Annotated in this window: 11 protein-coding genes; all 11 read left to right on the top strand. The window is 57.5% G+C overall.

The annotated features are described in order from the left end of the window. Window positions 1-16 precede the first annotated feature (16 nt). Window positions 17-451: a membrane-associated protease 1 gene (locus EHV15_RS02150; RefSeq protein WP_128629826.1), complete on the top strand. Its 435-nt coding sequence runs from the start codon at window positions 17-19 to the stop codon at window positions 449-451. 61 nt (window positions 452-512) lie between these two features. Continuing rightward, window positions 513-1010 carry a DnaJ domain-containing protein gene (locus EHV15_RS02145; protein ID WP_246061262.1) on the top strand — a complete coding sequence of 166 codons (498 nt, stop codon included), beginning with the start codon at window positions 513-515 and terminating at the stop codon, window positions 1008-1010. Between the two features lie 37 nt (window positions 1011-1047). Continuing rightward, complete coding sequence (locus tag EHV15_RS02140) at window positions 1048-1587, top strand: FHA domain-containing protein (protein ID WP_246061260.1); 540 nt, start codon at window positions 1048-1050, stop codon at window positions 1585-1587. A gap of 45 nt (window positions 1588-1632) precedes the next feature. Then, window positions 1633-2157 (top strand): FHA domain-containing protein, encoded by a 525-nt coding sequence (locus tag EHV15_RS02135; protein WP_128629825.1) that lies wholly within the window; start codon window positions 1633-1635, stop codon window positions 2155-2157. Between the two features lie 11 nt (window positions 2158-2168). Continuing rightward, a complete protein-coding gene (locus EHV15_RS02130) occupies window positions 2169-3068 on the top strand; it encodes a PP2C family protein-serine/threonine phosphatase (protein WP_128635131.1) in 900 nt (299 codons plus the stop codon). A gap of 42 nt (window positions 3069-3110) precedes the next feature. Beyond that, window positions 3111-5180, top strand: coding sequence for a serine/threonine protein phosphatase (locus EHV15_RS02125; protein ID WP_128629824.1), 2070 nt, complete (start codon window positions 3111-3113; stop codon window positions 5178-5180). After that, window positions 5177-6463: a normocyte-binding protein gene (locus EHV15_RS02120; protein WP_128629823.1), complete on the top strand. Its 1287-nt coding sequence runs from the start codon at window positions 5177-5179 to the stop codon at window positions 6461-6463. Before EHV15_RS02125 ends, EHV15_RS02120 begins: the two co-directional genes overlap by 4 nt. Then, window positions 6454-7155: an iron-dependent peroxidase gene (locus tag EHV15_RS02115; protein WP_128629822.1), complete on the top strand. Its 702-nt coding sequence runs from the start codon at window positions 6454-6456 to the stop codon at window positions 7153-7155. The genes EHV15_RS02120 and EHV15_RS02115 overlap by 10 nt, the downstream gene beginning before the upstream one ends. Window positions 7156-7495: 340 nt before the next feature. Further along, complete coding sequence (locus EHV15_RS02110; RefSeq protein WP_128629821.1) at window positions 7496-10186, top strand: Hsp70 family protein; 2691 nt, start codon at window positions 7496-7498, stop codon at window positions 10184-10186. 14 nt (window positions 10187-10200) lie between these two features. After that, the gene (locus EHV15_RS02105; protein ID WP_128629820.1) at window positions 10201-10746 is read left to right on the top strand and encodes a hypothetical protein; all 546 of its coding nucleotides are present in this window, start codon (window positions 10201-10203) and stop codon (window positions 10744-10746) included. Between the two features lie 4 nt (window positions 10747-10750). Beyond that, entirely contained in the window at window positions 10751-11266 is a 516-nt protein-coding gene (locus tag EHV15_RS02100) for an RDD family protein (protein ID WP_128629819.1), read from the top strand. Window positions 11267-11306: the final 40 nt, after the last annotated feature.

Raw genomic sequence — 11306 nt, 5'->3', positions numbered from 1 at the left:
TGAGGAGGATGTATTTATGGGATTCAGACTGAAAGTTGAAGGTGCCGAAACGATCGAACTGGGATTGGACAACATCCAGAAGGTGTATTATGACACCGATACGCCGGACGACTCCAACGCCAGATCCACGGACGTGGGTTCCACGCTGAGAATTATCGGCAAAATCATCACGGCGACCGACGGCGACAAAGCCGACGATACGCTGAAGCTGGCCCTGTGGTCGCTGGTTCCTGCGGAAAAAGCGGACTGCTACCGCAAGCTGACGCTGGAAGTCATCGCCGCCAACCAGGTGGTGCGGGAGATCGTATTCCCGAACGCATTTGTGGTCGACTATAAGGAAGCGTTTGGCGACACCGAAGGCATCGGGCAATTCGAGCTCTATGTGAAGCAGAAGAAAGACAAGACCGAACTGGCCAAGCTCAACGGCGGCTATCCGGTCAACGACATCTAAGCTTGCTTCATAGGGCGCGCGGGCGCCCGCATTTCGTAAATCTCAAGAGGCCCGGGGCCTCTTGAGATTTACTATACCTATCACGAATTCGAAAGTAGGAGAACATTTGGCGGACTATTACGAACGGCTGGGCGTTTCCCGGAACGCGGAAGCCTCCGAGATCAAGGCTGCTTACCGCAAGCTGGCCAAGCGCCATCATCCGGATGCAAACCGCGGAGATCCCCAGGCGGAGCAAAGATTTAAAGACATCGTTGAAGCCTATGAAACGTTAAGCGACGCGGAGCGCCGGGCCGCTTACGATGAGCGCTTGCAGCGCGGGAACTTCGGCGCGCCGGGAGGCAGCGGAAAGCCGGGGCCGGAAGCGCAGCGGCGGACCGGCGGAGGGGCGGCGGCAGCGGAACCTTTCGATCCCGCGCGGATGAGGGAGCAGTTTGAGCAGTTTTTTGCCATGCCGCGCAAAGGGCAGAAGGACTCGGAACAAGGGAAGGAAGCCGAAGGGAAAAATCCGCTGGATACTTCCGCCTTGTTCAATAGCTTTTTCGGCTATCGCAAGAAATAACAATTGAGATGAATTCATCTGACGGGGGTAGCTGCCTGTGAAGACGGAGAAATCCGCTTGGATCTTATATATTGAACTCATGATATACGCCATACTGGTCGGTTTGGTGATCTATGTATTGCTGCGGCCGGTTTATTATGTGGCGCAAATGGGCACGGTTGCGGTGTCCGCCGTGATCATCTCGGCCATCCTCTGGACGGGGGGCGACCCGAAGCTGAGTCCGGGCAGGAAGCCGCAGGAAGTGAGCAAAATCGTGCTGCTGGATGACGATGGAGAACGGGTGAAGGAATGGCTGATAAAAGGGGAGACGTCCGTATTGATCGGCAAGAAATCGGATCAAGGCGAAGTGGATATCGATTTGACGGATTGCGAGTACGCCTCGCTGGTCAGCCCGGAACATGCCGTATTGAACCGCGTTGGCGCCGAATGGTATATCGAGGACGCGGAATCTTACAGCGGGACGGGAATTCGCAAGGCGGGACGCAGCGACGCGAATCGGCTCATTGCCGAAGAGCCGGTACGGGTCGGTGCGGGAGATATGATTTTTATCGCGAACACCAGGCTGTTGATTAAATAAGCGGTACTCCCACTTACATTTACATACGGAGGAATGAATCGAAAAATGAGCCTGACGAGATGTATGAACGGGCATATGTTTAGTTCGAGAAAGCACGGCAACACATGCCCCTACTGCAATACGACCGTGGAGCAGCCCGCCCGCGCGCCCAAAAACGCGCAGAGCCCTGCGGCCGCCGCGGACATGGATGAGAAAACGATGCCTTACCTGGGGGAAACGACCGGGATTCAGCCGGTAACCGGCTGGCTGGTGTGCGTCGAAGGCCCGCAAATGGGTCAAGACTACCGGATCATGGCGGAGAAAAACTTCATCGGCCGCGCCGAAGAGATGCATATCCGGATCATCGGGGACAACGCCGTGTCCAGACGCAATCATGCGGTCATCGTCTATGATCCGAAGAAGCGCAACTTTTACCTGCTGCCGGGCGATGCCTCGGGACTTGCTTACCACAACAATGAGGCGGTGTACTCTCCCGTGGAGCTCAACGCCTACGATTTGATCCAACTCGGGCACAGCAAGTTTGTGTTTGTGCCGTTATGCGGTCCGCATTTCGAGTGGGATAACGGTTAGGAGCCGGGATGATGGGGATGGATGATTGGTTCACTACTGATGTGCTCGTGGTCTACGCGGCGGTGCTTGTTGTGGTCGCTGTTTTGATCGTCCTGCGCCAACGGCTGCGCGCGGCCATTGGCGCGGGTCCGGCCCGGACGGCGGCGCCTTTGCCGCCTTCGGCGGATATGGAGCAGCAGCCGGACCGGGAGATTTCGATCGGCAATGCGCAGACGATCGGCCGGCGCGCGGAGCAGGACGATTATTTCGCCAGCGCCGTGACCAAGGTGGGCACGCTGGCCGTGCTTGCCGACGGCATCAGCGGCGTGTCCAACGGCCGGATGGCCAGCACGCTGGCGGTCACGATGTTTTCGCGGGAGTTTCTGAAGCAGGATGACGCCGGGGATATCCCGGAATTTTTTCACAAGGCGTCGATTGTCAGCAACCGGGCCATTATGGAGCAGCTTGGCGGAGCGATTGGAGGCACGACGCTTGTCGCCGTCGTGATTTCGGATCATCGGCTGCATTGGGGCGCGGTTGGGGACAGTCTGATTTTGCTGTTCCGGGACGGAGAGTTTCTGCCGGTGAATTCCAAGGATACGTTTGAGAGCGTGCTCGAAGCCAGATATTTGGCGGGGGAGATCGGCCGGGAAGAGGTCAGCGGCAATCCGATGAAAAATCAACTGACCAATTATTTGGGGTACGGGGGCTTTATGAGCATGGAGATCGGCGAGCCGATCCCGCTGGAGCCGGGGGACATCGTTATCCTGTGCAGCGATGGCGTCTATGACGCGCTGACGGAAGTGGAGATGGAAGAGATCCTGATGCAAAGGATGCCGCCGCAGGAAACGGCGGAGGAAATGATCGCTTGCGTGGAGCGGAAGAGCTACAAGCATCAGGATAATGCGACGGTCCTCATTCTGGAGCATTAATCATCACCCTCGCGCGTGTGCACGGGGGGAACGGGGGAACGCATGAGGAAGGAGAACAGCGATTTTAAGACAGCATTCGTCTCCGAAGCGGGTTCGCATTTCGACAACCGGGATTATTTCGCTTTCGTGGAGCTCGACGACATGGCCTGCTACGTCATTGCGGACGGCCTCGACCTGGATAAGGAAGTGCGCAGCGCGCAGATGGCGGTTGAGGTGATTCTGGAAAACTTTATGGAAAAGCCTTCGATGTCCCGCCGCAAAATTCGCCAGGATCTGGAGGCGGCGCACGAATGGCTGAAATTCGAAAGCCGCCGGGTCCGGTTAAAGGCGAGCGTGCTGGTCGTCGTCACGGATTATACGCGGATGGTGTGGGCGACCTGCGGGAACGCGCGGCTGTATCAATTCCGCGGCGGCCGGGTGAATTTGCGCTCCAAGGATCAGAGCTTGACGCAACTGATGCTGGATCAGGGAAGGCTGGCCGAGGACCGCAACCACAATCACGAAGAACGCGGCAATCTGCTGAATTACATGGGCAGGCCCGACCGCTTCGAGCCGTATGTTTCGGACAAAATGCCGCTGTCGGACGGCGATGTGCTGCTGCTGGCGACCCAGGGCGTCTGGGAGCAGGTGGACCTGCCGGAAATGCTGGACGCGCTCGCGGAAGCGAGCGATCCGGAGAGCTTGACCGATACGCTGGAGGAGGTCGTGCTCAGCAAGCAGCAAAAATCGGTCAGCAATTATACGGCGGCTGCCGTGTATGTGAACAAGACGTTTACGGAAAAACCGAAAAACATCAAAAAGTGGATTTTGCGCGGCGCCATGCTGCTGCTGACGCTGGCGATCGCCGGCGGCGGCGTCTGGTACGTCAAGGCGAAGCAAGCGGAAAAGCTGGCCCAGACGGCCGTCCTGATGGTTGAGAGCGAGGAGGATGGGGACCGGTACGCTTCCGCCGGCGACTATGCCAAGGCGCTGAAGTCCTACAGCGAGGCGAAGAACGCCGCCAGCAAGCTGAAGGACAAGCTGCATTTTCAACTGCTGCGCGGCAAGCAGCAGGTGGCGCAGTTCCTCAGCGACGGCGATGGCTATGTGCAGGACGGCAGCTACGATATGGCGGTGGACAGCTACAACGACGCGCTGAAGCAAGCGGACAAATACAAGCCGTTTAAGGCGGAGGATATCAAAGCCAGGATCGAACGCGCCGGGGCGATTGAAGCCTTGTCCGAGGTGATCAAAGAAGGCGATAAGCTGTTTCAGGGTCAGGATTACAACGGAGCTCTCGAGGTGTATTTAAAAGCGAAGAAAGCGGCGATTGAAGCGGAATACGAGAGCGGGCAAAAGAAAGTGGAGGAGAAGATCGAGCAGACGCAAAGCAAGATCGACAACATCTACAAGGAAACGAGAACGCTGAAGGCGGACAATTTGGAGAAAAAAGGCGATCGCAGCCTTGCCGCGATGGATTATGCCGCGGCGATTGAGTCTTATAAGCTGGCGCAGGAAATTTATCAGGAAATTGATAAGCTGGAGCGGGTACTGGCGATGGAGCGCAAAATCTCCCAAGCCGATGAGAAGCTGCATCCCGCGGTTCCGGCGGGGGCCTCATCCGGTGAGGCTGCCGGGGCAGGCGGCAACGCTGCGGGTTATGTGAATCAGCAGCAGCAAGCAGCGGCGGGTTCGGCAGGCGGCGGCCAAGCCGGGGCAAGCCAGCAGGCGTCAAGCGCGGCGGCGGGTTCGTCCGCTAAAGAGCAGTCCGGGACCCCGTCGGGCGGCGGTGAAGACGCGGCCGGGACAACAAGCGGTAACGGCAAAGCTGGCGGCAACGGCACGAACGGTGGAAATGCCGGATCCGGGAAGACCAGTGGAAATGATGGAGACGGCGGTAACAAGGCTGGTGGAAACACCGGGGATGGCGGTAACAAGACGGATACGGGAGCCAAGGCCGATAACGGTGCGGATGGCAAGGATAATGCCGATACGGGCGATGGCGACACATCCAATACCGGTACGGACGGCACATCCAATACCGATGCGGAAGCGGGTTCGGCAGGTAACGGGGCGGCAAATGGGGCTTCCCCGGCAGACCCGTCTTCTTCCAAAGGAGGGAACGCTTCATGAAGGATATTATCATGGACCGCTTAAGCAAGATGGAGGATTTGCAGCAGCGCCGGCTGCTGCGCAATTTGATGAGCGGCGTGTTCCTGAATCTCGTGGAATACCAGGAAGAACTGAACCGGCAGCTGGAGCGCCGGGTGTTCGAGGAAGTGGGCGAATACGACGGAAAATACGACGTCTTCGTCTCCGCGTGCTCCAGGGAGGAATGGGACCCGCTGCATGAGTACCTGTTTCCGATGATTCCAGAGGACACGGAAGCGGGCAAAATCGATCTGCGGACGGTGGTATCCGGCTTGCGCGGCGGTGAAGAGGTGCGGATCTGCACGCTTTTTCTGGAATGCAAGTACGCGGAAATTCAGCAGCTGCTGCTCAGCGGCCGCCGGTTCAAAGGGGAACTGGCCACGTCCCAAGGCCGCTATGCCGTGGAGTTCAAGCTGGAGCGGAATATGACGTACATCCGGGAGATCGAGAAGCTGTATCACGTTTTCCTCAGCAACGGGCTGCCCTGGAAAACGGTCAATCATCCGTATGCCCATAAATTTGTGGACGCGGTGCTGACCGAGGTGGACGGAGAACTCGGCGAGGAGGAAGAGGCGCTGGAGCTTACCGTTCATTTAGAAGAATATGAGCCGTACAAACGGGCGGATATGATTCCTTTGTGGAACATCCAGCGCCTTGAGCTGAAGACGGGCGGTTTTCCCGTGCCGGCCGCGGACCGCGTTAACTTTGAGCACGTGCTGCCTTTACGGAAAACGGGCGTACAGCACGGTTACCTCGTGGACGTCGACGATGACAGCATCCGCTACGTCAAACGTACACCGGAGGAATTGACCGTCGTCTCGCCGCTGGAGAAGTCGGATATGTGGTGGGTGCTAATGCTGGTCGAGCCTTTTGAATCGGTGGTCAGCAGACCGGGATACGCGCTGCTCTCCAACCGGCAGAAGGAGGATTTCATCGGCAGCTACCGCCGCCAGCAGGGGCAGATCGTCCGGTCCCGGGGCGAGATTTTGCGGCTGGTGCATTCTTTTGTCGCGGCGGAGGCGCTGGAACTGACGGATGTGGAAATTCGACCGCCGGGCGTAAGCCGGGCGATCACGTATGAGCTAAACCGGTTTATTACCGATGAAGTGCGGGTGGACAACGGGAAATGGCGGATGTGCCTGAAGTTTGGCGACCGCGGCTTCACAAGCCGGCTTGCGTTTATGGCCGAGGATGTGATGAGTTTTCTCGTCTCGGAAGTCCAGCTTTTGTTCCCGGAATACCGCTGTGAAGGAGAATGGGCTTGAATTACATTTGGGATCTGCTCGTGCGGGCCGGAGAAGCCGGGATCGAAAAACGGCAAGTCAAGTTCCTGCCGGCCAAAGTGTATTCGCCGTATATGGAGCTGAGCCTGCACGAACTCAACGCGGGCGCGGGGCAGCACGGTCTGGAGGTCGAGGTGAATCCCCATTACCGGTTCCCGGCTTTGTTCGGCGAACTGCTGGATATCAATCTGACGGAAGACCCCGAGTTCCGGAGCGTGCTGTTCGATATTTTGATGCATTTTTTGGCCGAGCTCGATTTGATGCAGGGTATGAACAAGCGGGAGTATTACATCCGGTTCGTGCTGCGCGATATGAAGTCCGGGGCGTTCGGGGAGCGGGTAAAAGAACGCATGAGCCTGTTTGACCGCGACGAACAGGAATTTATCGCCGGCGCGATCCTGCGGATGTACGATACCGGTGAGCCGCTGCATCTGCTGAAAAGCGCGGTCGGCCGCGTGTTCCGCCGCTCCACGATCTACGTGAACAGCGAGGAGAAGGACGAAATGCTGTTCTATATCGGCCAGAAGCGGACCGAGCAAGGCCGGCTTAAGCTGGAGACGCTGATGGAGCTGTTCCTTCCGGTCCGCTACCGCACCGAGGTGTACTGGGACTGCCATGTCGGCATTATTGACGCGGAGGAGACGATGATCGTGGACCGGATCGCGTTGTATTGATTTTCAGGCTGTCTGAGAGACTCTAGCAAGAAAATAGAGGAAAAAAATACCGTTATTCCGCCGCTATCCCCATTTTAAGAGAAATAGAGGAACTTTATGCCGCTATTTTTTCGAACCGCAAGGAAATGCCTGCGATCTTGACCATTCATAGGAAAATAAGGACAAAAAATTCCCCTATTGGGGATGAACAAGCCTGGCTCCGGAAAATAAGAACATTAAATTCCGCTATTTTTAAAAGGTCGAAGGATGGTCTGGGGAATTGAGGAGAAGCCGCTGCGGAAGGCGCGAAAATGTTGCGGCTAAACGGCGTCGTCGTCACGATACAGGAGGGAAAAAGCGCATGAGGGGATTTAAATTGTATACCGATTCCGCCGGCCGGGAGCGCGGGCGCGGACAGGCCCGTTACTCGCGGGAGGAACTCGCCGAAATGACCACGTTCCAGCTCCGGAACATCTGTTACCGGGAACGGCTTGTGGAAGGGTTAAGCCAGCGGCTGGACCGGGAAGAGACGATCCGCATCATTTTGAAATATTTGGGCGTGGAGGAGCGTTTGTTGATCGGACCGCGCTGCGAAGGCGGAATCGAGCGGGTACAGACGGCGATGCGCAAGTATATGCAGGCTCCGCTGCAGGGTGACGGCGGCATTCGCGTTCCGGCCCGCATCGTTTTGTATCCCGGGATCGCCGTGGAGCGGATGGACGGCTACGAAGTGAAGGCGCCGGCGGGATATGCGGAGTCCAACGTGCTGCTCGTCAATGACCGGATGGAGCTGTGCGGGGTTTTTCATCTGCGCCGGGACGAGGAAAGGCCGGGCGGTTATTATTTGGCCGCGCATCACGACGGCGAGTGGCGGCGTACGGCAAACCGCCAGTACAGCCTGTTGTTTCTGCGCCGACAGGATTCGGAATACGTGTACAAGACGTATTACCAGGAACGGGAGCTGCCCCCGACCCATATCCACTACTACAAAATCCCGCTGGCCGATCTGGAAATCTGCGAGCTCCAGGAGACGGGCGCCGTACTGGCGATCGATTTCGGGACCTGCAATACAACGGCGGGAGCCTACCTATATCCGGGCTACACCAAGTTCCCATCGGGTCACGATCCGCTGAACGGGCAAATCCGGCTCGGCGAAATCAATTTCGTTAAATTCCCCGCTCCGGATGGCCCCGAGCGGACGGAGGCCTTGCCGACGGCGGTTGGCGTGGCGGATTGCTCCGACCCCGGCGGGGTGAAGTATGTTTTTGGCCATGAGGCGCTGCAAAGCGGCCGGCGCAGCAGCTTCGGCAGCCGGGCCTCCGTGTTCCAGGGGCTGAAGCGCTGGGTGAACGATTACGGGAAAACAGTCGAAGTGATGGACAGCGAAGGCAATACCGCGCTTGTGACGCGGACCGAGCTGCTGCGCGCTTATCTGGAATACGTGATCCGCATGGCCGAACATCAATTCAAATGCAAGTTCAAGCAGCTGCATTTCACTTCTCCGGTGAAGATGAAGACGCCGTACCTGGATATGTTCGCGGAGCTTTTGCCGGATTACCGGATTGAGCAGGAGAACGCGCTGGATGAAGGGATGGCCGTGCTGTACAACACGATCGCCGACGGGATCGAGCGCAATATCTTTGACGAGGGCGCCGAATACAAGGCGCTTGTGATCGATTGCGGCGGCGGGACGACGGATTTGTCCTCGTGTGCCTTCCGGGTTGAGGACGGGCACATGTCTTATCGGATCGCCATCGAGGCGACCTATGAGAACGGGGACACCCATTTTGGCGGCAACAACATTACATATCGGATTATGCAGTTTTTGAAAATCGTCTTCGCGGACTACTACACAGGAAAAAAAGGCATGACGGATATCGATGCGCTGATCGCTTTTCCGGGCAACGATTTGTTCCGGGAGGTGGACGAGCGGGGCGTGGACGCGGTTTACGCCGAGCTGGAGCGCAGGTACAAGGAAGCGGAGGCCGTGATTCCGACGGCGTTCGCGATGTATGAGAACCGCTCCCGCGAGGAGTACATGCGGGTGCGGAGCAATTTTTATTTTCTGTGGGATATTGCCGAGGAAATGAAGGAGCAGTTTTTCCGCAAAACGGGCGTGCTGATGAACCGGTTCCAGGCGGAGCATGGTGTGTCCGCGTCGGATGGACATGGGATGCATTACGGCAGCCGGGCGGCGCTGCCGCAGGGAGATGGCGTGCTGGAGATGACCCGGGTGGAACGTTGGTTCCTGTCCGTGTTCCGGAGCGGCGATTTGAAGGACGAATATGAAATTCCCGACGTGGTGTTCAACATCCAGGAGATTACGCAGCTCATCAAGGCGGACATTTACGAGGTTGTGCGGCGGTTTCTTGAGGATTTTTACCGGGCGGGCGCACTTGGGGAGTATTCGATTATTAAGCTGACCGGGCAGTCGTGCCGGATCGACGTGTTCCGCGAGGCGTTGAAGGAATTTGTGCCTGGGCGCAGCATCGAGTTCCGCCAGAAGCCTTCGGAGGGGCGGGTGCCCGAGCTGAAGCTGGCCTGCCTGCGCGGGGCCATCCGGTATTTGAACGCGCGCAAGGCCGGGGAGATCGAGGCGAGCATTACGACCCGCTCGGCGGTGATCCCGTATACGGTGAGCGCGTTCACCCATAACCGCCGCGAGGTGGAGCTGATCAGCAGCCTGCGCCGCAGCGACAGCGCACCGGGGGCGATTTCGCGTCCGTCGGACGTCGTCCAGCTGGACCTGTTCCTGCGCGGCAGCGACGGGACGCTGCGGCAGCAGTACAGCTACAACAACCGGTCGAAGTCTTACAAGCCGGTGCTGTACGAGGACATTCAGGCGCAATACGGGGAGCGGATTCCGCAGGACGACACCGACTCGATCGTGAACGGGGAGACGAAGTTTTTCGTGTTCGCCGACGACAATCATTGGGGGTTCCACGTGCTGCCGGTCGCCCGCCGGGATGAAGGCCTGTTCTTGGGCCGCAAAGCGCTGTTCCCGTTCGAGACGGACAGCTCGGAGCTGGATTTTTTTGATGGAATGAAATAAGGAGAGGGTCAGACATGAGGAGATTTTTTACTCGTTTAGTGGTTCGTAATGTACTGGGGGAAACGTTTCGTCCGGCGGTGAGAGATACCTCCGGCGGCATCATTTTGAAAAAATCGAAGTTTGTGTTCGTGTGGTGCGTTATCGGTTTGTTGGTGACATCGGCGGGTTTTGCGCTGTTTCTGCTGGATGAAAGCCCGGAAATGAAGGAGTTAATGCCGATTGCTTGGCTGATCGGTTTCGGTGCGGTTTTGCTGCTGTTTCATGTCCTTAACCATCTGGTCTTCCGGGCCGAAGCGGGCGAAAATTCCGTGAAGGTGCGCTCGCTGGGCGGCAGCCGGACGCTCCGTTACGAGGAACTCCGAAGCGTGGGCTATAGCCGTTTCAACAGCGGGCAATTGGTATTGCAAGGCGCGGCCGGCGCGATTCGCATTCCGGCGGGAATCCGCGGGGCGGCGGAATTCGTCGCGCTCGTTAGCGGGAAGATTGGCGAGGCCGCTTGTGTGGACGCGATAAAGGCGTTGGACGTGTGGCGGGAAGATTTGAAGAAGTGGGGCGGGTAAGCCCATGTATGACGTGTTATGGAGAAGATACGGCGCCTTGGTCGTCGACCGGATCATTGTCGCTATAGCCGCGCTGATTCTTAGTTTTGTTTGGATGTCATTGCAAATGCTTGTTTCAGGTTATGCGGATACGGAGGGGTCGGGCGCTTCTATTTTGCTTATGTTCGTCTGCCAATGGCTTTACTATACGCTCTTGGAATCATCGAAGCATCAGGCGACTCTGGGGAAAATGCTGGCCGGTATCGTCGTGGTTGATCAAAACCACCGGAGAATATCCTATGGCGAAGCCAATGCCCGGTTTTTTGGGAGAATTTTGTCGGCATTTACTTTTGGAATCGGATATTTGATGGCGATTTTTACGAACAAGAAGCAGACGCTGCACGATAAAGTAGCTTCCACCTACGTCGTTAACAAGAACCTGCTCCGGGTACGGGAATTGGCGGAAGAGGCGGAAGGCGCCCGCCGCTTGCACCAAGCAATCCGGGCGGACCGTTCGACAGGTTTTAATTGGCCCGATTGAGGTCGCGGCAGGGGGATGATTGTTTCGAAGGAGAGGGACG

It is taken from the genome of Paenibacillus oralis (genome assembly GCF_003863965.1).
Classification (GTDB): Bacteria; Bacillota; Bacilli; order Paenibacillales; family Paenibacillaceae; genus Fontibacillus; species Fontibacillus oralis.
The sequence above is the reverse complement of the archived record's forward strand: the minus strand, read 5'-3'. Positions and strand labels throughout refer to the sequence as shown.

Bases quoted from the DNA above. Each gene is read 5' to 3' on its own strand.
- EHV15_RS02125 (WP_128629824.1), top strand. From the start codon at position 3,111: ATGAGGAAGGAGAACAGCGATTTTAAGACAGCATTCGTCTCCGAAGCG.
- EHV15_RS02135 (WP_128629825.1), top strand. From the start codon at position 1,633: ATGAGCCTGACGAGATGTATGAACGGGCATATGTTTAGTTCGAGAAAG.
- EHV15_RS02100 (WP_128629819.1), top strand. From the start codon at position 10,751: ATGTATGACGTGTTATGGAGAAGATACGGCGCCTTGGTCGTCGACCGG.
- EHV15_RS02105 (WP_128629820.1), top strand. From the start codon at position 10,201: ATGAGGAGATTTTTTACTCGTTTAGTGGTTCGTAATGTACTGGGGGAA.
- EHV15_RS02130 (WP_128635131.1), top strand. From the start codon at position 2,169: ATGGGGATGGATGATTGGTTCACTACTGATGTGCTCGTGGTCTACGCG.
- EHV15_RS02110 (WP_128629821.1), top strand. From the start codon at position 7,496: ATGAGGGGATTTAAATTGTATACCGATTCCGCCGGCCGGGAGCGCGGG.
- EHV15_RS02115 (WP_128629822.1), top strand. From the start codon at position 6,454: ATGGGCTTGAATTACATTTGGGATCTGCTCGTGCGGGCCGGAGAAGCC.
- EHV15_RS02150 (WP_128629826.1), top strand. From the start codon at position 17: ATGGGATTCAGACTGAAAGTTGAAGGTGCCGAAACGATCGAACTGGGA.
- EHV15_RS02120 (WP_128629823.1), top strand. From the start codon at position 5,177: ATGAAGGATATTATCATGGACCGCTTAAGCAAGATGGAGGATTTGCAG.